Annotated in this window: 20 protein-coding genes; 7 read left to right on the forward strand and 13 right to left on the reverse strand. The window is 57.0% G+C overall.

Annotated elements, in window-relative coordinates; genetic code table 11:
* The first annotated feature begins 1 nt into the window (after position 1).
* The 3 genes from urtC to urtE are packed head-to-tail and all read left to right on the forward strand — an operon-like array spanning position 2 to position 2,690.
* Positions 2–1,150 (forward strand): urea ABC transporter permease subunit UrtC, encoded by a 1,149-nt coding sequence (gene urtC, locus ACT3RQ_RS15720; protein ID WP_444680833.1) that lies wholly within the window; start codon positions 2–4, stop codon positions 1,148–1,150.
* Positions 1,147–1,983 carry an urea ABC transporter ATP-binding protein UrtD gene (gene urtD, locus ACT3RQ_RS15725; RefSeq protein ID WP_087110687.1) on the forward strand — a complete coding sequence of 279 codons (837 nt, stop codon included), beginning with the start codon at positions 1,147–1,149 and terminating at the stop codon, positions 1,981–1,983. The genes urtC and urtD overlap by 4 nt, the downstream gene beginning before the upstream one ends.
* The gene (urtE, locus tag ACT3RQ_RS15730; protein ID WP_087110689.1) at positions 1,983–2,690 is read left to right on the forward strand and encodes an urea ABC transporter ATP-binding subunit UrtE; all 708 of its coding nucleotides are present in this window, start codon (positions 1,983–1,985) and stop codon (positions 2,688–2,690) included. The genes urtD and urtE overlap by 1 nt, the downstream gene beginning before the upstream one ends.
* Positions 2,691–2,797: 107 nt before the next feature.
* Here urtE and ACT3RQ_RS15735 read toward each other — a convergent pair whose 3' ends face one another.
* The 7 genes from ACT3RQ_RS15735 to ACT3RQ_RS15765 all read right to left on the reverse strand — a co-directional run bounded on the left by ACT3RQ_RS15735 (position 2,798) and on the right by ACT3RQ_RS15765 (position 12,343).
* Positions 2,798–4,900: a TonB-dependent receptor gene (locus tag ACT3RQ_RS15735; protein ID WP_303393867.1), complete on the reverse strand. Its 2,103-nt coding sequence runs from the start codon at positions 4,898–4,900 to the stop codon at positions 2,798–2,800.
* Positions 4,901–5,148: 248 nt separating this feature from the next.
* Positions 5,149–6,120 (reverse strand): siderophore ABC transporter substrate-binding protein, encoded by a 972-nt coding sequence (locus ACT3RQ_RS15740; protein ID WP_172116955.1) that lies wholly within the window; start codon positions 6,118–6,120, stop codon positions 5,149–5,151.
* On the reverse strand, positions 6,117–6,893 hold the full coding sequence (locus ACT3RQ_RS15745) for an iron ABC transporter ATP-binding protein (RefSeq protein ID WP_087110694.1): 777 nt from the start codon (positions 6,891–6,893) through the stop codon (positions 6,117–6,119). The genes ACT3RQ_RS15740 and ACT3RQ_RS15745 overlap by 4 nt, the downstream gene beginning before the upstream one ends.
* Positions 6,890–7,837, reverse strand: coding sequence for an iron chelate uptake ABC transporter family permease subunit (locus ACT3RQ_RS15750; RefSeq protein WP_087110697.1), 948 nt, complete (start codon positions 7,835–7,837; stop codon positions 6,890–6,892). The genes ACT3RQ_RS15745 and ACT3RQ_RS15750 overlap by 4 nt, the downstream gene beginning before the upstream one ends.
* A complete protein-coding gene (locus ACT3RQ_RS15755; RefSeq protein ID WP_087110699.1) occupies positions 7,837–8,778 on the reverse strand; it encodes an ABC transporter permease in 942 nt (313 codons plus the stop codon). Before ACT3RQ_RS15755 ends, ACT3RQ_RS15750 begins: the two co-directional genes overlap by 1 nt.
* Positions 8,778–10,538, reverse strand: a complete 1,761-nt coding sequence (locus ACT3RQ_RS15760) for an ABC transporter ATP-binding protein (RefSeq protein WP_225733845.1) — start codon at positions 10,536–10,538, stop codon at positions 8,778–8,780. Before ACT3RQ_RS15760 ends, ACT3RQ_RS15755 begins: the two co-directional genes overlap by 1 nt.
* Before the next feature lie 2 nt (positions 10,539–10,540).
* A complete protein-coding gene (locus tag ACT3RQ_RS15765) occupies positions 10,541–12,343 on the reverse strand; it encodes an ABC transporter ATP-binding protein (RefSeq protein ID WP_087110703.1) in 1,803 nt (600 codons plus the stop codon).
* A gap of 201 nt (positions 12,344–12,544) precedes the next feature.
* Here ACT3RQ_RS15765 and ACT3RQ_RS15770 point away from each other — a divergent pair, with 201 nt between their 5' ends.
* Positions 12,545–13,162 carry a TetR/AcrR family transcriptional regulator gene (locus ACT3RQ_RS15770; protein ID WP_087110705.1) on the forward strand — a complete coding sequence of 206 codons (618 nt, stop codon included), beginning with the start codon at positions 12,545–12,547 and terminating at the stop codon, positions 13,160–13,162.
* A 63-nt stretch (positions 13,163–13,225) separates the two neighbouring features.
* Here the strand turns inward: ACT3RQ_RS15770 and ACT3RQ_RS15775 are convergent, their stop codons facing one another.
* From ACT3RQ_RS15775 to ACT3RQ_RS15800, 6 genes are all read right to left on the reverse strand, one after another.
* Positions 13,226–14,146 carry a metal ABC transporter permease gene (locus ACT3RQ_RS15775; protein ID WP_087110707.1) on the reverse strand — a complete coding sequence of 307 codons (921 nt, stop codon included), beginning with the start codon at positions 14,144–14,146 and terminating at the stop codon, positions 13,226–13,228.
* A complete protein-coding gene (locus ACT3RQ_RS15780) occupies positions 14,143–15,234 on the reverse strand; it encodes a metal ABC transporter permease (RefSeq protein ID WP_087110709.1) in 1,092 nt (363 codons plus the stop codon). Before ACT3RQ_RS15780 ends, ACT3RQ_RS15775 begins: the two co-directional genes overlap by 4 nt.
* Before the next feature lie 3 nt (positions 15,235–15,237).
* Entirely contained in the window at positions 15,238–16,020 is a 783-nt protein-coding gene (locus tag ACT3RQ_RS15785) for a metal ABC transporter ATP-binding protein (RefSeq protein WP_087110711.1), read from the reverse strand.
* 15 nt (positions 16,021–16,035) lie between these two features.
* Positions 16,036–17,010 carry a metal ABC transporter solute-binding protein, Zn/Mn family gene (locus tag ACT3RQ_RS15790; protein WP_087110713.1) on the reverse strand — a complete coding sequence of 325 codons (975 nt, stop codon included), beginning with the start codon at positions 17,008–17,010 and terminating at the stop codon, positions 16,036–16,038.
* A gap of 398 nt (positions 17,011–17,408) precedes the next feature.
* Complete coding sequence (locus ACT3RQ_RS15795; protein WP_087110715.1) at positions 17,409–18,779, reverse strand: PepSY-associated TM helix domain-containing protein; 1,371 nt, start codon at positions 18,777–18,779, stop codon at positions 17,409–17,411.
* A gap of 85 nt (positions 18,780–18,864) precedes the next feature.
* Positions 18,865–21,036 (reverse strand): TonB-dependent receptor domain-containing protein, encoded by a 2,172-nt coding sequence (locus ACT3RQ_RS15800; protein ID WP_087110717.1) that lies wholly within the window; start codon positions 21,034–21,036, stop codon positions 18,865–18,867.
* A 213-nt stretch (positions 21,037–21,249) separates the two neighbouring features.
* On the opposite strand from ACT3RQ_RS15800, the gene ACT3RQ_RS15805 reads away from it, so the two are divergent.
* From ACT3RQ_RS15805 to ACT3RQ_RS15815, 3 genes are all read left to right on the forward strand, one after another.
* On the forward strand, positions 21,250–21,456 hold the full coding sequence (locus ACT3RQ_RS15805) for a hypothetical protein (RefSeq protein ID WP_225733841.1): 207 nt from the start codon (positions 21,250–21,252) through the stop codon (positions 21,454–21,456).
* 403 nt (positions 21,457–21,859) lie between these two features.
* On the forward strand, positions 21,860–22,744 hold the full coding sequence (locus tag ACT3RQ_RS15810) for an urease accessory protein UreD (protein WP_087110721.1): 885 nt from the start codon (positions 21,860–21,862) through the stop codon (positions 22,742–22,744).
* Between the two features lie 22 nt (positions 22,745–22,766).
* The coding region (locus ACT3RQ_RS15815) for an urease subunit gamma (protein WP_444680836.1) at positions 22,767–22,854 on the forward strand (88 nt) is incomplete at its 3' end.

The following is a 22,854-nucleotide window of genomic DNA, read 5'->3' on the forward strand; positions in this document are numbered from 1 at the left end:
CATGATGTCACAACTACCTTCAAGCCAGTTTTGGCTAACCCGCCCGTTTGGTGAGCGTGCCACACAGGTCTTTTTAGGAGTACTGTTCACCGCGCTGCTGGTCGTGACGGTACTCCACGTGGCACTGCCTCAAGGCAGCCCGCTGCATGTGAACGCCTACACGGTGAACCTGTTTGGCAAGTACCTAAGCTACGCGCTGCTGGCCGTGGCGGTTGAACTGGTGTGGGGATATCTCGGCATTCTTAGCCTGGGCCACGGGGCGTTTTTTGCGATTGGCGGTTACGCCATGGGCATGTACCTGATGCGCCAGATTGGTGACCGGGGCACTTACGGCCACCCGGTGCTGCCGGACTTCATGGTGTTCCTAAACTGGGAAAGTCTGCCCTGGTACTGGCAGGGCTTTGATATGGCTTGGTTCGCCTTTGCCATGGTGCTGCTGGCGCCGGGTATGCTGGCGCTGGTGTTCGGCTTTTTGGCGTTTCGCTCGCGGGTGACGGGGGTTTATCTCTCGATCATTACCCAGGCGTTGACCTTTGCGCTGATGCTGGCATTTTTCCGCAATGAGATGGGCTTTGGCGGCAATAACGGGCTGACCGACTTCCGCGAACTTTTGGGCTTCAACCTGCGCAGCAACGATACTCGTCTGGGACTTTTTCTGGCCACCGGCGTGGCGCTGGCGCTGGGTTATATCCTCTGTCGGGCGATCGTGACCAGCAAGCTGGGGCGTGTGTGCGTGGCCACTCGCGACGCCGAGGCGCGCACGCGCTTTATCGGCTACCGGGTAGAGCGCTTTCAACTCTTCGTGTTTGTGGTGTCCGCGATGCTCGCGGGCCTGGCAGGCGCGCTTTACGTACCTCAGGTGGGCATCATCAACCCTAGCGAATTCTCGCCGCTGTTCTCGATTGAGATCGTGCTATGGGTGGCGCTGGGTGGTCGGGCCACGCTGTACGGCGCGGTGATCGGCGCAATTCTAGTCAACTATGCCAAAACTATTTTCACCGGTGTCATGCCTGATGCGTGGCTGTTTGCTTTGGGCGCAATGTTTGTACTCGTCACGGTACTGCTGCCCAAGGGCGTGGCGGGGCTGTTGCGCAAGCGCCGTCGCGCTGTTGAATCCGATAACGCAGGCACCAAGGAGGCTATTGCATGAGCTTGCTGCAGTCATTCAAAACCCGCGACCGGGTATTTGACTTTATAGCGCCAGCCGCCTCCCCGGTGGACGTACGCCACGGCCCGATTCTGTATATGGAAGACGTCACGGTGAGCTTTGATGGCTTTAAAGCGATCAACAAGCTGAATTTGACCATCGACGACGGCGAGCTGCGTTGCATTATTGGCCCCAACGGGGCGGGAAAGACCACCATGATGGATATTATCACCGGCAAGACGCGGCCCACTGAGGGCAGCGTATGGTTTGGCAGCCGTCATAACCTGCTCAATATGAACGAGCCGGAAATTGCCAGCCTCGGGATCGGGCGCAAGTTTCAAAAGCCCACGGTGTTTGAAGTACTGAGCGTGTTCGAAAACCTGGAGCTGGCCATGGCCGCCGACAAACGGATCTTTCCCACCCTGACTGCGCGTATGACCGGTGAGATCAAAGACCGCATCGACGAAGTGCTGGAGACCATTGGTTTGACTCAGTTGCGCTTTCAGCCTGCGGGCATTCTCTCTCATGGTCAGAAACAGTGGTTGGAAATCGGCATGCTGTTAATGCAGCGCCCACGGTTACTGCTGGTGGATGAGCCGGTCGCCGGTATGACCGAGCAGGAAATGGAGCGTACAGCCGAACTGCTGACCGGTTTGGCGGGTAAGCAGTCGGTGGTCGTCGTGGAACACGATATGGGCTTTGTGCGCTCAATTGCCCGCAAAGTGACCGTGCTTCACCAAGGCAGTGTGTTGGCCGAAGGCAGCATGGATCAGGTCTCAAGCGACCCCAACGTAGTCGAAGTGTACCTGGGTGCTGACGATGAGGAGGCTGCCTGATGCTGGCAATTGAAAAGCTCAACCAGTTTTATGGGGAAAGCCATACACTTTGGGATCTGGACCTGGACGTACCCGCTGGCCAGTGCACCTGCGTGATGGGCCGCAACGGAGTGGGTAAAACCACGCTGATGAAAGCCATCATGGGTGAAGTGGCGGTAAAAAGTGGCCAGTTGCGCTACCAGTCGAGCAGCGAAGCGGTTGAGTTAACCCAAAAAGCCGTGGAAGCACGTTCACGGCTGGGCATTGGCTTTGTACCGCAAGGGCGGCAGATTTTCCCGCTACTCACCGTAGAAGAGAATCTGCGTACCGGCCTTGCTGCACGCAGTGACAAGCTGAAAAAAATCCCCGAGCGTATCTATGAACTGTTTCCAGTGCTCAAGGAGATGAAGCACCGCCGCGGCGGTGACTTATCCGGCGGGCAACAGCAGCAGCTTGCCATTGGCCGAGCGCTGGTAATCGAGCCCAAACTCTTGATTCTGGATGAGCCGGGGGAGGGCATTCAGCCCAATATCGTCGCGCAAATTGGCCAGGTGATTCGCCAGCTGATTGCCGAAGACGCCCTAACGGTGCTGCTGGTCGAGCAGAAGCTGCCCTTTGCGCGCAAATACGCCGACCGCTTTGTGATAATGGACCGCGGCCGCCCGGTGGCCAAAGGTGATATCAGCGAGCTTTCCAACGAGCTGATCAAGCAGCACCTAACGGTTTAAGTTATCCACACCTACGCCCGCTCGGCGAGCGTAGGTGGGGAGGTTTTACGGAGTTAGTAGTGAAAAATATTCGGTGTTATGGCATTAGCACCGCTTGTTACAGTCGTCTAGAAGTCCAGTGAGGCCGAAAACATAAAGGTGCGGGGGGCGCCTAATGCGAGGCTTGAGAGTTGTGGCATTGCCCAGTACGTTTTATCGGTCACATTGTTAACAGTGGCACGCAGTGTGAGTGGATAGCCGGAAAGGTTAGAGGCGTAGCGTGCTCCAACGTCATAAATAGTGTGTCCGGGTACTGATAGGGAGTTGTCACTATTAATGTACTGCTCTGACATCGCGGTGGCATTAGCGGTCAGTGTCAGCCCTGGTGCTACGGATAGATCCCATTCAGTGCCTAGCTTGGCTTGCAGGTCTGGTACGCCGGTTGCCTGATTGCCTTGTTCTTCATCGCTCGCGGCGCGCGTGATTTCTGGGTTTACATAAGCGATGCCCCCCATCAGGCGCAGGTTGCTGAGAGGACTGCCGAAGAAACTCCACTCCACTCCTCGGTTCCGCTGCTCGCCCCCAACCGAGAAGATATTGGTTGCCAGGTCGGTGTAGCTGCTGGGCCGCTTTATTTCATACAGGCTAAGCGTGTGTGAAAAATCACCCAGATCAAGTTTCACGCCAACCTCGCTCTGTTTGGTCTTGTAAGGCTCGAACACCTCACCAGCGTTGGCGGCAGTCATAGGTGCCGTGGCCCCCTGGCTGAGCCCCTCGATATAGTTGGCGTAGAGCGATACCTGGTCGGTCGCTTTGAAAAGTAGTGCTGCGGCGGGTGTGACCGCGCTTTCATCATAGCGGGAGATACGTGTGCCGGTCATCACGCTGTAGGTGTCGCTCACCACTTCCTGGCGTCGGGCGCCGAGCGTCAGCTGTATGCGATCATCGGCAAACGAGAGCGTGTCTGCCAAACCGTAGCTGTTCAAGCGTAGCTCTGTATGCATGATGTGCGGTGTAATGAAATCAGCGGCGGGGCCCCATTGCGGATTGTATAGGTTGGTGATCCAGTCCGCATCGGGAACGCTTCTGCGCCCGTAATCGTGCTGCTCGTGCTCATAATGGGTGGCATTGACGCTGATGTCGTGACTGACAGCGCCGGTCTGGAAGTGACCGCGAACCCCGACTTCCGCCGATGTTTTTTCGACATCGAAGGCAAGCTGACCAACGCTTGTGCGATAGTTGCCTTGATCATCAAGCACCTGGGCTGACATGGCACCGTTGTAGGTGTAATTGGTTTCGCTTTGACCTATTGACGCGTACCCCATGATCTCGTCGGTAAAGTCGAATTCGCCACGCAATATGGCCCCCTTGTCGCGCGTGTCGGCAAAGGCCCAGTCCGGGTTGATCAGTGTATCGGGGGCGGGAGGCGTCGGAACTGCCAGGCCGGGGGCCAGGTTGATACCTCGAGCGGGTCCATCAATATGGTCGTCCGCACTGTACAAGTCGGCTGATAGTCGAGCGTGATCACCGCGCCAGTCCAACCCCAGAGAGCCCATTTGAACCTTTGGTGTCTGGTTATCCACAGCCCCCTCGCCGTCGCGGTATACGCCGTTAACGCGAACGCCAAACTGCTGGTCGTCACCCAGGCGTCGGCCGACATCAAGGTGCCCGCCAATCTGGGCGTCGGACATATACGTGGTGGTGAAACGCGTCAACGGTTCATCGCCAGCCCGTTTGGGAACCAGGTTAATGGCACCGCCAACGGAGCCACCTGGCGGCATCCCGTTGAGTAGTGCCGAAGGCCCCTTGAGCACCTCGATACGCTCGAACATTTCTGGAGACGTACGGTAGTAGGGGGCCATCCCGGCCAGACCACCGAACGTGACGTCACGTGTGCTGGCGTCAAAACCACGGATCGAATAGGTTTCGCTCCAGGCACTGGTGACGCCGTTGCTGAAGACACTCGGATCCGTCGCTGCAATTACATCGGTAATACTCTGAGCTTGTTGATCCTGGATAAAGCGATCCGTATAGCTGATGGCATTGAAAGGCGTCTCCATGAAGTCTCTTTTCCCCAGGAAGCCCGCCCGGTTGCTGTAGGTGACTTGGCCGCCGGCATACGTATCGTTAACGGATGTCGCTTCTCCGTGTACGGTGATGGGTGCTAGGGCAGTAGTACTGCGGGTCTCGGTCTCCTGGGCCTGTGCGAGAGCTTGTGAAGACAGCAGCATGACAGCACTCGCGCTCAGAGCGAGCAGAAATGCGCTCCTGACGAGCGATAAAGGGTTTGAGCAAGAGGCGCAATGTAGTGCTCTCGTCGGCTGTAGGGGACGGTGGTGGCAATGTAAGGGCATGTCGATCTCCATTTTTAAACACAGAGGAACTACACCGCTTCAATTGAGCGCCTGTTAAAAGGCGCATTGAAGCAGTCGATGAAAGCGTTTTTTTAGGTGCTTTAGTGCTTTAGTGCTATGGTCTGCTAGTGCCGGTAGCCGTCGATAATGTCATCCGCGATGATCGCCAGAGCGCTGACGCTGGCGGCGGTGACATACCAGGCTTCGGGGTCGACAAAGACCACCCGGTCATTTCGCCAGGCGTTAGTTTGGCGTAATAGGGGGTTGGCCAGGCTGTCGGTACTCATGGTGGGCCGGTGCTCCATTACGGCAGTACGATCCACGACATAGATGATGTCGGGGTCGGCCTGCTGGATGAATTCGCTAGAAACCGGCTGGCCGTGCAGGCCGGTATCGATGTCGGGAGCGGCGGGGGCAACGCCGAATTCAGTGAAGATGAAGCCGTAGCGTGACTGCACGCCAAAGGAGTGGAAGGCCCCATTATTATGCAGCAGGATAAGGGCTTTCTCAGGGCGGCCTTGGGTAACACGCCGGACCTCCTCGACGGTATGAACCAGCTCGGCTGCCCGCTGACGGGCCAATTTCTGTTTGCCAAAGATCTGCCCAAGATCCATGAGATGATCCATGACAACGTCAATGTGGTTGGTCTGACTGTTGCGGTAATCCACGTCAAAGTGCAGCGTGGGTGCGATCTGAGTCAGCTCGTTATAGTCGTTGGCCTGTAACGACGTCATAAGAATGAGGTCAGGGTTAGCGCGATGCACTCGCTCAAGGTTAGGGCGTACGATAGCGCCCAGATCTTCAATCGTCGGGTCGTCTCGATACTTCTCCAGAAAATGGGGAATAAAGTCCTTTGGCATGCCCACCACCGGAACGTCCAACTGATCCAGAAAATCGACTTCATTCATGTCTAATGCCGCTACCCGGTGTGGACGGTGATCGATCACGGTGCTTCCCAGCGCGTGGTGAATCGTGATCGGTGTTATGGCCTCCTGTGCGGACATATTGTTGGCTGAGGGCTGATCGCACCCTTGTAGCAACGCCACCAAGGCGAGTGGGAGAAGGCGTGCCAAGCGGTTGTTTAGAGATCGTTTCATTCCAGGTTTCCTGAGGGCTTGAAGTAATTACATAGATAACCGCGTTCGTTATGGGCGATGTCGAACTTCAGTCCGTAAAGCTCACTCAAGCGCCGTTCGGTGATGACGTCGGTGACGTTGCCATCGCAGTGCACTTCCCCATCCTTCATGGCGACGATGTAATCGGAGTAGTTGGCGGCAAAGTTGATGTCATGAACGACCAGGATGACCGTTCGTCCATGCTCGTCGCAGAGACGGCGAAGAGCCTGCATGATCTGAACGGCATGTTTGATATCGAGGTTATTCAGTGGCTCGTCGAGCAGCAGGTAATCGGTTTGCTGTGCAATGGTCATGGCCAGGAACGCCATCTGGCGTTGGCCGCCGCTGAGCTCGTTCAGATAAGCACCGCGTAGTGCCGTCAGCGATAGAAACGACAGGGCGTCGTCAATCACACGATGGTCGTGCCGAGTGAGTGTGCCACGGCTATAGGGAAAGCGGCCAAAGGCGACCAACTCCTCGACGGTCAGGCGTAGGTTGAACTCAGGCGTCTGGCGTAGCGTGGCCACCTGCCTGGCATACTCGCTGATGGGAATGCGCGTTACCTGGGAGCCGTCGAGTCGAATATCCCCCCGAGAGGGCTTAAGTAGTCTCGCGAGCATCATCAGAAGCGTCGTCTTACCCGCGCCGTTGGGGCCCACCAGGGACGTCAACTGACCTGATGGAAAGCAGAGATTGATCGCCGATAGCACCGAACGGTCGCCGTAGGTTTTATGAAGGTCTTGAACCGTGATCATGCTGCGCCTCGCGTACGCACCATCAGCGACAGGAAGTAAGCCCCACATACGAGGTTGACGAGGATGCCGACGGTGGTTGTGTAGTTGAAGAGATGTTCGACCAGCAGTTGGGCGAGGATGAAAAGGGCGATGGCGAGGGCACAACCCACCGGTAGCGTGACCCGATGACGGTAAGTGCCTGCAAGCGCATAGGCCGTATTGGCCACGAAAATGCCCATGAACGCCGTGGGGCCAAGCAGGCTGGTCGATACAGCCACCAGCGAGGCGATCAGAAAGAGCTGGTGTTGCACGCAGCGTCGATAATCGATGCCAAGTGACATGGCCTGCTCTCTGCCCAGCAAGAGCACATCTAGCATTGGGAGGCTTTTCAGTCCCACCAGACAAATCGCGGCCACGATCAGTGTGGCGTATAGCAGTTGTGTGGTGCTGGCGTTACCGAAAGCGGCTTGGCTGTAACCCATCAGAATGGAAAACTCGCCTGGACTCATTTTGAGCTGAACGAACTGTGTGAAAGTGGTAATGACCATTGTCAGTACCAGTCCTACCAGCAGCAGGAAATAGACATTGTCTCTGCCGTCTCTAAACAGCCATCGATGCAGCGTCCAGGAGTAGCCAAGCATCAGCAGGACCGAGAGTGCGGCGTTGCCATGCTCGCCGAGCACCATCAGACTGTGGGTGCCCAGCACCAGCATCAACAGGGCCTGAAACAGCAGATAGACGGCCTCATAGCCCATGATGGCAGGCGTTAATATCCGGTTACCGGTAAGGCTCTGAAACGTAATGGCGGACCAGGCGACACAAATGCCACCGATCACCATGGTGGCCAAGCGCTCAAGTCGTTTCGGTATCACATACTCGAAGTCGAAACCGGAGCGTACAAAGACAAAAGCGAGCGCAAGAGCGATCACGGCCGCCCAAACGGTGTGGCGAGCTTTGATAGTCATCACTGTGCCCTCCTGACAATCAGGATCAGAAACAGCACGCCTCCGACACAAGCCGACGTTAAGCCGATGGGCACTTCAAAGGGATAGATCAGCAGGCGTCCCGCAATGTCGCAGACCAGCAGCAGTGTTGCCCCCGACAGTGCTACGGCGGGTAGGGTGCGAGCCAGGTTATCGCCGTAGTAGAGCGCTACCAGATTGGGAACCACTAATCCGACAAAGGGGATGGCGCCCACCGCGATGACCGTGACCGAGACAGTAATGGCCACCAGCATCAGCCCAATGGCGGAGGTGACGAGATAGTTCACGCCTAAACTCGTCGCCATGTCTTCGCCCATGCCCAGCACCGTGAAGCGATGAGCGTAGACGTAGGCGAGCACAACGACCGGCAGGATTAGGTAGATGATTTCGTAATGGCCCTGGACGATCTTTGAAAAATCTCCCAGCAGCCAGCCCTGCATGCTTTGCAGGATGTTATGGCGGTAGGCGTAGAACTCGGCTAGGGCGCTTAGCACGCCGCCGTACATCAAGCCGATGACGGGAACCAGTACCGTGTTGGTGAACTTGATGCGGCGAACGATAGCGATAAAGACAACATTCGCAGCGAAGCAGAAGAGCAGGGCTGCAAGCATTCGTGATCCAGCGCCAGCCGTAGGCATTAGAGACAGCGATACGAGAATGCCCAGTTTGGCGGCATCAAGCCCACCCGAGGTGGCGGGCTCCACGAACTTATTGCGCACGATATGCTGCAAAATCACACCGCAAATCGCGAGGCCCACTCCGGTCAAGGACACCGTGATCAGGCGCGGCAGTCGGCTGGCCGTCAACGTCAACCAAGCATCATCTGACAGGGTGATAAGTTGGTACCCGCTTATCTGCCGCGCGCCTGTCAGTAATGACATCCCGCACAGCAATACAAACAGGAGAGGCAGATACACGCGCATCACTGTGAGGTTTCTCCCGTTTTATCCGGGGTGATGCGCCACCCTTTGGTGGTTTGGCGTTGGTCAAGAAACGTGGCGTATCGCCCCTGCTGAGCGAGCAGTTCATCGGGCGCGCCTTGCTCAATGATGCGTCCGTCATCTAGCACGATGATCTGATCAGCCATGCTCACCGTAGAGAGTTGGTGGGCGATCACCAATAGCGTACGTTGGCCTCTCAGTCGCACCAGCGCCTGGGTAATGATGGCTTGATTTTCCGCATCCAGTGCGGCAGTCGCTTCATCCACCAGCAGAATGGGCGCATTCTTAATGAGTGCTCGGGCGATGGCGATACGCTGCCGTTCGCCGCCGGAAAGGCGGGCGCCTCCCTCGCCCACTGGTGTGTCCAATCCTTGGGGCAGGCGTTCGACGATCTCGATGACACCGGCCAGACGCACGGCGTCCATCAGGTCGGCATCGCTGGCGTCGGGATGGCCAAAGCGAATATTGTCAGCAATGCTGCCGGCAAACAGGTAGCTCTCCTGGAAGATCTGGCTGACGTGATCCGCCAGCTGGGTACTAGACATATCGCGGACGTCCACGCCGCCGACGAGCACACTACCGTGATCTGCATCGAAAAATCTCGCGACCAGGCGCGCCAGAGTGGTCTTGCCTGAACCTGACTCACCGATCAATGCGGTCATGCTACCGGGCGTGATAGATAGGCTAACCCCGTTGAGCACGTCGGGCTCATGCGGCGCATAGCGAAAGCGGACGGCTCTCAATTCGATGGAGGCATCGCGCGGTGGCTGAGGGACCGTTGGCTCGGTTAGGGGGGCAGCGTCGAAAATCGCCTGGATCTCTTCGAGTTGCCCCCTTGCACTACGCAAAATGTCGCTGTGTTGAGCGATGTCCAGCAGCGGTTCGACGAACCGGCTTACCAGTACCAGCGCAATGATGACGCTTATAATGCTCGCTGCCGTCAGTGATCCTTCCAAAAGCGTATTGATCCACAGGGTTGTGACGATCAGCAGCACGGCAAAGACTGTCTGCACTGCCCAGGCATTGAGCAGCGCCGAAAGTGCCGATAGGCAAGCCAGCCTTGTTCCCGAGCGGTGCTGTTGTTCCATGGCCTGTTCTAAGAAGCGTGTGCTGTGGTTGTTCCCACTAAAGGCGCGTAAGACTGTCTGGGCACTGGCGAACTCGACCATGCGCTGACTGGTATCAGAAAAGTGTTGCTGGAAGGCCCTGTCGGCATGCTGGGCAAGCTTGGCGGTGAGTAATAAAACCCCCAAAAGTAGCGGCAGCGCGACCAGCGCCGCAATGCCCAGCGGTGCATGCAACACCAATAGCGCGGCAAGGAGAACGATAGGCGTGACAAGCCCGCTGATCACCGGTGTAAAGACGTGAGCAGGAAGCTGGGCCACCGCCATCATACCCTGCGTGGTTACATGGCTAAGGCGCGCGGTATTTGTCGCGGTAAACCAGCCAACCGGCAGATGGATCACGTGTTCGCCAAGGCGATGGCGGCCCGACTGCAAGATGGCGACGCCGACACGGACGCCTGCCTGCTCCACGTGCCATCGCACTCCCCAACAGATTAGGATGCCGAAAAGCAGCACTACTAGCCATGTGGTGGCCACACTGAGTTGGCCAATCAGGAGGTAATAGAGAAGAGGGATAAGGGCCAAGATGGTCAGACCGCTTAGCACACCATAGACAGTGACCAGACCGAGATAGCGACGCAAGAGCGCGGTGTCTTCGCCAAGCAGTTGATTGAGCATTTTCAGCACGCTGCCACCTTCGATTCCAGTGAGTTTGTTTTCTCTTCCAGTGCCCAAAGGCGAGCATAAAGGTCATTGCTGGCCAGTAGCTGGTCGTGATTGCCTTGCTCAGCAACCGTGCCGCCATCGAGTACCAGAATATGGTCGGCGTGGATGATCGACTTTAGGTGATGCGAAATAATCACAAGCGTCCGCCCCCGGGTTAAACGCGACAGAGCCTGCTGGATGGCCAGCTCATTGCTGGCGTCAACCGCTGCTGTCGGCTCGTCCAGCACCAATAGAGGCGGATCAAGTAACATGGCGCGGGCAATACTGACGCGCTGTTGCTCGCCACCTGACAGTTGAATATCCTCGCCAACCATCGATCGATAGCCGTTAGGGAGTGCGGCGATACGTTCGTGAATATTCGCCGCGCGAGCGGCATCCTCGATTTCCTGTTGGCTGGCCGAAGGGCGGCCCAACGCAATGTTGTCTCGAATGCTGGCATGGATCAGACGCACGTCCTGCAGAACAAAACCAATCCGCTGGTAGAGCGTTGACATCTCAAGATGGCGCAGATCCACCCCGCCTAACGTAATGCGCCCATGGGTGGGGTCAAAAAAGCGCAGCATCAGGCGTGCCAGGGTGGATTTGCCTGCCCCCGAAGGGCCAACAATCGCCGTAACGCTGCCAGGTGCAAGAGTAAAGTGCAGGTTCGATAGCCCGTTTTGGGCATTGTTATAGACGTAACTGACATTTTCAAAGCGAACTTCATGATCGTTGGGGAGCTGGCACTCACTGGAGGGGATTGATGGCAATACCGGCGTTTCAAGCAGTGCCATGACGCGTTGGGCGGCGCCAACGGCACTGCCTAAGTCGTGCAGCAAGGTATGCAGCAGCAGTAACGGAGCACAGATACCGGGGGCTACTAGAATGAATGGCAACAGATCGACCGGTTCTGACCAGCCGTTGGCGACGCAAAATATGCCAACCGTGAGCGCCAGTCCCAATATCGTCACCGTTGTCACCATCGCATGAACATGTGCCATAGAAGCGACCAGAGGGCGGGTAAATTGCTCAAATGCATGGGCAAAGCTATCCACTGCTGCTTGGTAGCCACGATAGGCTTGTCCGGTCGTACCGAAGGCCTTGACGACGGGAATGCCGCAGACAAATTCATTAATGGCGTTATTCATGCGCTCAAGCTGGGCAATAAACTCACCCATATTGGCTTTGCTGGCTTGCATGAGTCGGCGCAGGAAAAGAAAGAAACCGGGAAGAGGCAGTAACGTAATAACGGCGATTTTCCAATCCAGCATGATCAGGTAGACCACCGAGATCAGTAAGGCGCCAAACGCGCGTCCTACCGCCGTGTAAAAGTGCGCGGTCAGGCTGTGCAGCGTCGCAATATCGTCTTGCATCGCCTGTTTTACGTCGCCGGATGCGCGGCTGGTAAACCAGCCAAGCGGTGCTTGGGACAAGCGTCGCATAACAGCCAAGCGTAGCTGGTAGGTGAGTTTGTTATCCGCCAGGTGCGCTACCAGCTCGCCGAGAAACATGCACCCCATGCCGACAAAGAGGCTCACGATGCTGGCTGCTACCACCCAGCCGATTTCACGCATGCTGGCGGTTGATAACTCCCAGGCGGCGCCTGGATCAGACACAAGAATCTTGGCGATATGTGCCATACCGGCAAGCGGCACCATCGTTAATATCGTGCCGATGCCCGCCAGCATTGCCGCGGCAAAAAGCCGTGTGCGTATAGGGGCCAACACTTGGCTGATGGGGCTCTTACCTTGGGATCTCGATGTATCGTGCGTGCTCATGAAGCGTTATGACTCGGCCATAGGGGATTATCGAACCTGCATAGCAGTAGTTTGTAACGAGAATTAGTCGCGTTTAAATAGGCTAATAGATAATTAGTTTCATGGCAATAAACTAATTAATATAATTGCATGCCAATCAACTAATTGACCCTAAAGTGAGTGAGTGGCTAGATAAGGAACGTCAGCGATTAAGGATGCAATATGACCACGCAACAGCCAGTTAAAGCACGCGGGCGGCCGCCTACCATCACGCTTGAGCGTATTGCGAATGCGGGTATCGAAATCGGCCTACCCAACATCACCTTTGTCGGGGTGGCCAGCGCGCTAGGCATCAGCCATATGGCGCTTTATAAGCATGTGCCCAATTTAAAGGCGCTGAAATGCTTAGTGGCCGAAGAAATATTTCAACGTTGGAATATTCCACGAGCTTCCAATGATGCGCCCGGGGAATTGAAAGAGTATCTATCCACTTTTGCCGCATCGATAAGCGAGTTTGTCAAAGCTCACCCAGGATTAACGCCCTATGTGATCCGTCGCTTGGCTGCCACTCAGCCCATGATTGAAAAAATTCGTGCACATCAAAACCATATTGCTGAGGTTTATGATATCTCCCAGGAGCAAGCTCGCTGGCTTCTGGCGACTATAGCTTTTCAATGCTTTTCCGTCGCCGATACGATTTATTCGGTAGTGGGGAAAGAGCCTGTCGAGGGGGCGAGCCGCGGCCTGGAGGAGGCCGAAATGGAGGCGGAATTAGAGGAAGGTATGCGAGCGCTTATTACTGGTGCGCTAGTAATACTGAACGAGCGCTCACGTGGATAGGGCCTTTATAAAAGCGTGCGTCTTCGTCGTTGCAAGTGGCGCCCTGGTCTGGCGTTTAGCCTTTCAAAACAATGAAGGCGGCTCCATCGGCGCCTGCCGCGCCCGGCGGCGCTTCAGCATTTGGGTAATCAGCCCGTAGCGCGGCCCGCCCAAAAAGGCCAGTATCAGAAATACGCCGGTCATTACCGCCATCATGCCACCGATGGAGACGTTGAAATGCACCGCGAGGAAATAGCCGGAAATGCTCGAGGCGATCGAGATCAGCGCGCCGAAAATGAACATCATCCACAGGCGGTCAGTCAGCAAATAGGCGGCGGAGGCGGGAACAATGGCAAAGGCGATGAACAGCACCGCCCCCACGGCGTCGAAGGCCGCCACGGCGGTGGAGCTGGTCAGCATCAAAAGTACATAGAACAGGATCGTCGGCATGAAGCCAAAGGTTTTGGCCAGCGCGGGATCGAAGGTGGCGAGCTTCAGCTCTTTATAGAAGAGCCCGATAAACGCGTAGTTGAGCAGCGTCATTACGCTCATCGAGACCAGCGCCTGGGGAATCGGCAGGCCGAAAAGCTCGACGGTATCCAGCCAGACAAACCCGATTTCACCCAACAGCACGGTGTGGGTGTCGATATGCACGTCGTGGGCGTAGATATTGAGTAGTAACACGCCAATGGAGAAGAGTGCTGGGAACACCAGTCCGATGGCGGCGTCCTGCTTCACCCGCTTGGTATTGGCCAGCGCCTCGGTGAGAAATACTGTCAAAAGCCCGGTCAGCGCGGCGCCGATGAGCTGCACCGGCCCGCTCTGCTGCTTGGTCAGTATCCAGACGATCACGATGCCGAACACGATCGAATGGCTGATGGCATCCGACAGCATGCTGTTGCCGCGCAGCACCAAAAACGTGCCCACCGCTGATGAGGCGATACCCACCATGGCGCCGACCAGAATGATGGGAAGCGCGGTACTGTTGAGAAGCTCTGCGATCATGGCGCGACCTCCTCGAACGTGGCGACCACCTGGCGCGCTTTTGCCTGCCCTGTTGTCGTCAGCCCCCAGTCCGCTTCACCTTGTGAGCGGGTCAGGTAGCCTTGGCGTTTTAACAGGGCAAGGGTGAGCCGTGCGCTCAGCGATAAACGCCGTGATGCAGGCCGGGCCGGGTGTTTATATAGCGTGTAGAGAAGCTGGCGTTTTTGAAGCTCGGCTTTCTGGAGGTAGTGTTTCATGATGCCCCATAAAAGCCCGCGCCCTGGCGCCAGCGCCAGCGACAGCAGCACGATGGCCGTGGCGGTTAGTACGATCAGCGGGCCGGTAGCAAGCCCGCGCGACAGCGTGCTGATCGTCGCGCCGGAGACTCCGCTGACGATACCCACGCCCGCCGCGATGGCAAGCATGGTGCCCAGGTGGCGGCTCCACTGGCGCGCGGCCGCCGCCGGGGCAACGATCATCGCCGCCATCAAAATGACGCCGACCATCTGCAAGCCGACCACCACCGCCAGTGCGACCATGGCGGTCAGTGTCGCCTCGATGGCCGTGGCGGGCATGCCAAGCGTTCGGGCGTACTCGGCGTCGAACGTGACCAGCTTGGCCTGCTTCCAGAAGGCGGCGAGCAGCGAAAGCGTTACCAGCGTCACGCCACCCATCACCCACAGATCCGAGCGCAGCGTGGCGGCGGCCTGGCCGAATAAAAAGGCCTCAAGCCCGCCCTGGGCGGCGTTGCTGGTGCCTTGAATGTAGGTGAGCAGCACGATACCAACGGCAAAGAAGAGGCTCAGGCAAACGCCTAGCCCCGCATCGGTTTTCAGGCGGCTTTTGCGGGTGAGCAGCAGCATGATCAGCGCGGCAAGAGAGCCGGTAGCAAGCGAGCCGATCATGATGCCGCCAATATCGCGGCTGCCGGTAATGATGAAGCTCAGGCATATTCCCGGAAGAGCCGCGTGGGAGATGGCGTCGCCCAGCAGGCTTTGACGGCGCAGCACCGCAAAGCAGCCCAAGGGGCCGCTGATCAGGCCCAGAAGCGAGGCGCCGATCACCACGTTTTGAAAGGTATAATCCGATAGAAGTTCGAGCCACTGCATGGGTCAGGTCACTTTTGAGGCGGGAAACGTTAATGACTCGTGGTCACCCAGCAGCGCGATCTGGCCGCCGTAGGCCTGGCGGAGGTTGTCGATCTTGAAAACGTCTTTGGCGTCGCCACTGGCAATCACGCGCACGTTCAGTAGCAATAGCCAGTCGAAGTAGGTACCGACAGTTTGCAGATCGTGGTGGACGACGATAAGCGTCTTTCCCGCATCACGCAGGCGGCGCAGTATATCGATGATCGCCCGTTCGGTGGTGGCATCGACCCCGGCCATGGGTTCGTCCAGAAAGTAAACGTCGGCCTGTTGCACCAGTGCGCGGGCCAGAAACACGCGTTGTTGCTGGCCGCCGGAAAGCTGGCTGATCTGGCGGTGGGCAAGCTCGCTCATGCTGACCATGTCGAGCGCGTCCATCGCCTCTTTACGTTCTCGGCGCCCGGGGCGCTTGAACCAGCCAAGGCGCCCGTAAAGGCCCATGGTCACCACATCGAGCGCGGTGGTGGGAAAGTCCCAATCCACGCTCGAGCGCTGGGGCACGTAGCCCACTCGCTTGCGCTGGGCGGCATAAGGCTTGCCGTGCACCAGCACCTCGCCGGAAAGCGATGGCACCAGCCCTAAAAGGCTTTTGATCAGCGTGCTTTTGCCTGCGCCGTTGGGGCCGACAATTCCCGCCATCACGCCCGCCGGGATATCGAGATTGATATCCCAAAGCACGGGCTGGTTGTGATAGCTCACGGTCAAATTGTTGATGCTGAGAGCGGGCTCGGCACTTGCAGATGTTACCATCGAGAGTATGCCCTTTTATCCCTGTTGGTCGAGCTGCCACTCGCTTGCCCAGTCGTTGAGCTCATCGGGCAGTGGGGAAAGTGTGCCGCCGAGTGCGTTAACGATATGCTGGGTATTACGGTAGATCATACCCATATAGGTGCCGTCGACGGTACCGTCATCGCCCATGGCGTCGGAATAAAGCTCGCCGCCAACCACAACGTCATGGCCACGCTGCTTGGCCGCGTCGATCACCGCCTGGACGGTGCGCGGATTGATGGTGCTTTCAACGAACACCGCCGGTACGTCGCGCTCTACCACACTCGTCGCCATGTTGCGGATATCGGCAATGCCGGTTTCGGTTTCGGTGCTGATGCCTTGAATACCTTCAACGTCGATATCGTAGGCGCGCCCATAGTAGCTAAACGCATCGTGGGCGGTCACCAGCACGCGCTGACTCTCGGGAATGGTCGCGATACTCTCCTTGACCCACTTGTGGAGCGCCAACAGTTCGGTCTGGTATCGTTCGGTGTTGGCCTCAATAGTATCCGCGCAGTCGGGGCGCGCTTCAATAAAGGTATCGCTTAGCGTCGGCAGCGTTTGCGCCCAAAGCGAAACATCCATCCACAGGTGCGGATCGATGCCGTAGATATCCTGCGCGGTAATCAGCGATGAAGGGTCGATCGAAGAGGGCGCGACAGCAAGCGTCGGGGTGCGCGAAGAGAAATTTTCCAGCACCGAACCCAGCTGGCCTTCCAGGGCGTAGCCCGAGTAAAGAATCTGTTCGGCGCCGCGCAACAGCGAAACATCGCTGGCGCTGGCCTGGAAAAGATGCGGGTCGATCCCGGGGCCCATCATGGCCTGGACGCTAACGCATTCGCCGCCTACCTCCTGTGCCACATCGGCAATCATGCCAATGGTTGCCACCACGTTGAGGGGCGTTTCATCAGCCGCTGCCAAGGTACTGAAAGGCAGCATTCCCAATAGAATCACAGCATGTTTTGTTGCCATTATTAAGCTCCAGACTCGACATGAGGTAGATAGTAGACGAAGCAGTGTTACTCCGTGTAATCATTTTGCGCTGTGGAAACAAGTATAGCCTCGGCTAAGTTTGTGGCGCAAATAATTTAATGTCAAGCGGATAAACGTGCTGAGGTAGACTGAAATAGGCATGAGTTTATGAGGCAATAAGCGCAAATGCGCTATTAATGTATCGCTTTAGTTGGCCAAGGCATCAACGGGTCTTGCGCTGGCATCGTTCGATACTTGAAGGCATACCGATAGTGGCTATTCTGTGGCGCGTGTGAGTAGCGGGAAAGATAGAGCGAGAGGCGTAAATTGAGATTTAGATAAACCTGAGCTTCTGGCCCCAAGGGGGCCAGAAAGAGGGAGTGATAGAAACTGAGGTGTTACCTTGGCTGGTTAACCAGCCTCCGCTCCTGGAGCGGGCGCACAATCAGCCAATCAAGCAGCAGCATGACGATCAACGACGCGCCTACCAGCGGGAAAATCAATCCGCCTATCGCCAGAATGGCAATCAGACCCCGGAAAACGCGTTTGTCTGCCGGTAGTGGCGGTACGCCCATTGCGCGTGAGGGGCGGCGCTTCCACCACATTACTGCGGCCGATACCGCCAGCAGGATAATCGCCACGCACACGGTCAAAAAGAGCAGTTGGTTGGCCAGACCAAACTGCTGGCCCATATGCACGTTGATACCAAATTCCAACCAGCGACCCAGGGGCCCGTAATCGGAGTAGCTCATGTCGATCAAGCGCTCGCCGCTGTACTGATCAAGATGCACCACGCGCTGTTGGCTAAGGTCATTAGGATAGACTGATCCGGTGTACACGCCGGTCTCTGTGGTGGGCAGGCTGACCGCATAGCCATGATGCAATCCCAGCTCATCGAAGATGGCGACAGCGCCGTCAAGGCCAATGCTCGTTGCCTGGCCTGGTCCCTGTGTGGATTCTGGAATTTGTGCCTGTTCGAGTGACCAGTTTGTCGGGCTTTGCGCGTTTAAACGCGCTTCCGACATGGGCACTTCAACGCGCACACCAGAGGGGTAGCCGAAATTGTTACCGTTAGCCCACTGATTAACCTGCGCGCCCCACACGCCCGACCAAGGCATTCCGGTGATCGCCAGAAAGACGATAAACCCACCGACAAAAATACCCAGCACGGCATGCAGATCACGCCAGAACACGCGGCTTTTTGGCTTGCCGCGCACGCTAATCACGCCGCCTTTGCCTTTACGCCGTGGCCACCAGAGGTAAATGCCGGTGAGCACTAGCAGGGTTGCCCAGCCGCCGGCTATTTCAATCAGTTTGCGCGCTGTAGGTCCAAAGTATTTCAAACTGTGCAGATAGCGAACGGTCCACATCACCGTGCCGCGGTCATCCAGCGCCCCCAGCACATTGGCAGTATACGGATTGACGTAAACGGCTAACCGCTCGCCCGAGGCAGTATTCACTGTGATCTCCGCCGAGCTTTTCGGCGTGGCGGGGTCGGTGAATTTTACGGCAGTGCCAGGGTGAGCCGTAAGGGCTGCGCTTACCAGCGTAGAGGGAGGGAGCGTCGCCTCTTGAACGGCTACGCGCTTCACATCAGCGTGTATTAGTGCATCCAGTTCGTCCTTGAAAAGATAAAGGCCCCCAGTAATTGCCAGGGTGATCATGAACGGCAGAACCAAAAGGCCGGCGTAAAAGTGCCAGCGCCAAACGGCGCGATACAGGTCGAAGGTCTTGCGTTTACCTTCTTGTGGGGGTGACGTGGTCGACATGAAGTCTCTCCAGACCACCAGGCATCTAGCCTGGTGGTTTTAAGCGGTAAGGGTAAACAGGTGCTCTACTGAGCACCTGAATGAATCAGAAGCTGAAGTCGGCCCGTGCCCACACCATGCGGCCAGGCTCATTAATGCCGCGATCCAAATCAGCGGGATAGCCAAAGGCTGCATTACCCGCCAGATTCAAGTGTTCGGTGTAGGTGGTATCGAAAACGTTATCCACCCCCACACTTAGCGTTAGGTGGTTGCTTGCTTGATAGGCACCGTTAAGCGAGAACACCCCGAAGCCTGACGACGATTCCAGATCCTGGCCGACGACATTGCCTTTTTCGAGCGCAATACGGTTTTGTGCCGCAACACCACGCCATAGGCCACCCACAGAGTAGTCATCGTGTGCATAGGTCAGGCCGACCTTGGCTTCCAGCGGTGGGATCTGTGGTAATGCCTCATCGTCGTTGGCATTTCGCCCCCAGGCATAGGCCAGCGAGGCATTGCTTACCCAGTTGTCGGTTAGTTGATAGCTAGCGCCCACTTCGGCACCCGCAATCTGAGCATCAATGTTATCGATCTGAGTACCGCCCATGCCCGCGGTGTTGTAATCAAACAAGATGAAATCGTTAACGTATCCTGCATACCCGGACACCCATGCGCTTAAGCGCTGGTCGTTATACTGCGCGCCTATATCCAACTGGGTGGTTTTTTCGGGTTGAACACCGTCAAAGGCATTCAAACTACCGGCCGGGCCTGCCTGACTAGAGCTCAATTCCCAGTAATCGGGAAAGCGCTCCACATGCCCGACCCCGGCATACCAGGTGACCGGTGCTGAGGCTAAATCCTGCTCATAGCGGATAAAAGCGCTGGGCAGAGTGTCGCGGCGGGTGAGGCCTGTGGTAGCTGTGTCCAGGCTTTCGTCACTGACGCGGTAGCGGTCTACGCGGGCGCCGCCAATAAGACGGTCACGTTCATCGATAAAACGGGTGACTTCGCTGAAGGCGCCAAACTGGGTCTGCTCGTAGTCGGGCTGCCAGTGTTCGCCATCCAGATTGCGATGTACCTGATGCTCGACATCGACACCGGCCGTCCACGTGGTGTTTTCCCACTCCCACGTTGATGCGACGCGCGCGCTGCGGGTGCGACGGTCTAGCCGCATGGCCATGCCGTCACTCATGTCCATACCGCCATCCATATCCATGCCGCTGCCCATGTCCATGCCGCCGCCCATGTCCATGCCACCACCCATGTCCATGCCGCTGCCCATGTCCATGCCACCACCCATGTCCATGCTGCCCGGTGAGCGCAGCGTGAAGTTATCCATAATATGGTCGGCATAGGCATAGTTGGCCTGCATTTCCAGACGTTTCCAGTGTTCACCTAAATTCTCGCGCTGAAAACGGATGCCCACGGTTTCGCGCAGAAATTTGCTGCCATCCATACCTCGCCCGGCATAGCGCGCTTCGCCGTTTCCTCGGCCTGCGGTGACTTCAAGCCAGGTATCGTTGTCGGGTGTCCATCCAAGCGCTATGTCACCGTTCCACTTATCCCATAACGAGGGCACGGCGTTGCCATCGCCATCCTGATAGTCATTAGCTTCGGATTGATTGCCGGTAATGCGCAGGTAGCCGTCTTTATTGCCTAAAGCGGCATCAATGCGGCGATCAAAGCGCCCATAGGTACCCAGCATGACGCTGCCATCCACTCGCACACCGGCTTCATCGAACTCCTCCGGGCCGCGGTCAAAGCGCACCGTTGCCGCTGAAGCGCCGGGGCCCCACAGAACGGACTGCGGCCCTTTGGTGACGGTGAGGCTGTCGTAATTTTCAGGTGAGATATAAGACGTAGGCGCATCCATTCTTGCCGGGCAGGCGCCTAGCATTTGGCTGCCATTGGTCAGCACGCGAAGACGTGAGCCAAACATGCCACGGAACACCGGATCACCGTTGGTGCCACCGTTACGAATGGCAGAGAACCCGGGGATGGTCTGAAGGTAGTCGGCGCCGTCGCTGGCAGGGGCCGGTTGCCGCGGTATACGCGGGTCGGTTTCCACCGTGAGCGGTGAGCTTAGCGGTACAGCGGTCACGACCATCGTGTTTAACGCATGATGATGCTCGTGGTGAGCGGCAGGCGCCTGTGCCCATACGCCTTGAGCAACAACGCTCGATGCGGCAGCGACGCTTAATGTCAGTACGTGTCGTTGAAAACGGTTTTTTAAGCGGGCAGGCGTAACGACGCCATGCCCAATAGTTAGATGCGGCATGATGATCCCTTTTTTTGGTGTAGACAGCCGCCAGCCAGAAGCAAACTTCAGGCTAAAAAGGCTGACGATGTGGCGTTATACGATCCGAAAAAAGGGCGGGGCGCGCGTTAGCGCGTGGGGGTAGTTATCACAGGACTTTATAGCCTGTGTCGGTTGCGTCAGCAGCTGGTCATGCGTAATAAACGCTTGCAAGCTGATCGGAGGGAGAGAGGTATGCGCCGTTGGAAACTGTTGCCAGATGGCACAGTAACCACATTGGTGGAACCAGTTGAATATCGGTTCTACTTCTTCAGCATGGCCCGCATGATGATGGTGGCTTGCTTGAGGGGCAGTATGTTGATGATGACCGCCGCCTTGATGGCTAGAGTGATGACTAGCTTCGTGATGCGCGTGATGTTGCCCATCGGACTGATACTGTGAAATCAGCGGCCCAACTAACAGCAGCTGCATCGCCACAAACGCCATACAAAGCGCAATGCGATACCAGAGCTTGTTTGCTGAGCATTGTAACTGCACGAAGCCATCTACCTTGGTGGGCAACAGACAAGCTGTTGACGGAGGATGGCCCAATAGTATCGGAAAGTTCCCAAATAAGAAGTGTTGGGCGTGTGGTCTTTTGCCACACAAGGGGCGGTTAACTACTTGTTATTTTTGGTGCGGCCGACCCTTTTAATGATCTTTTTTGGTGCAAAAAGCCGTTAGTGCTGATGGGTTATGACGGCTAAAACTTTGCAGCGATAGTAAAAGTCCACTTTTCCCCATTTTGGCGCATTCCTTGCATTTGAAAGGCTATGACCTATTCAAAAGGATGCGACTGTCTTCCATGACCTTGCGCGAACTCGCCCCACCGCTTGCGGGCTCCGGCCACCGCTTTGACCAGGAACGCCACTGGGCGGCCTCACTGGCGCTGCGTTTTGCCAAGCGCGATGGCGCCACGCGGTTAATCCAGGCACGCCACCAAGGGCCACTTCGGGTCCAGCGGCCGTTTTATCCTGAAGGCAGCCAGGAGGCGTGCCATATCTACGTACTGCACCCACCCGGCGGATTGGTCAGCGGCGACGCGCTCACCATCAAGGCTCACGTCGAGCAGGGCGCACATGCCCTGTTGACCACCCCGGCGGCGAATAAGCTTTATAAGGCCGATAGCCAAGGCGTGGCCTGGAGCCAGCGCACTGAACTTGAGGTCGCCGATGGCGCAACGCTTGAGTGGCTACCTCAGGAAACCATTGCCTTTGATGGCTCTAAAGGCGAACAGCGTACCCATATTGATCTTCACGGCAGTGCTCGCTGTTTAGGCTGGGAAGTCATGGCCTTGGGCCGCCCGGCGAGCGAGTTGCCATACTTATCAGGACGCATTGAGCAGTATTTTCGTTTGACGCTGGATGGCAAGCCGCTGTGGCTAGAACGCCAGCCGTTAGACCCGTTACACCCGCGCTTTATGGGGCGCTGGGGGCAGGGCGGCGCTACGGTGCAGGCCACGCTTTGGGCGGTGGGAATGAGTGATGCGCCAGCGGCGATTGAGGAGCTGCGTAATGCCCTGCCGGATAACCCACGCTGGGCGGTAACGGTGCGCCAGGACGTTTTATTGCTGCGCTATCTGGGTGACTCACGAAATGAAGCCTGGGCGCTGTGCGAACAGGCCTGGCAATTGCTGCGCCCGCGCTGGATTGAGCGCGAGGCCCATATTCCACGTATTTGGTTAACTTAATCGATTCTGATGGAGGCGCCCTATGGAATTAACCCCAAGAGATAAAGACAAGCTGCTGCTGTTTTCCGCCGCCCAGCTTGCCGAGCGGCGCAAAGCGCGAGGGTTGAAGC

Source organism: Halomonas sp. AOP43-D1-4 (assembly GCF_052446175.1).
Classification (GTDB): domain Bacteria; phylum Pseudomonadota; class Gammaproteobacteria; order Pseudomonadales; family Halomonadaceae; genus Vreelandella; species Vreelandella citrativorans.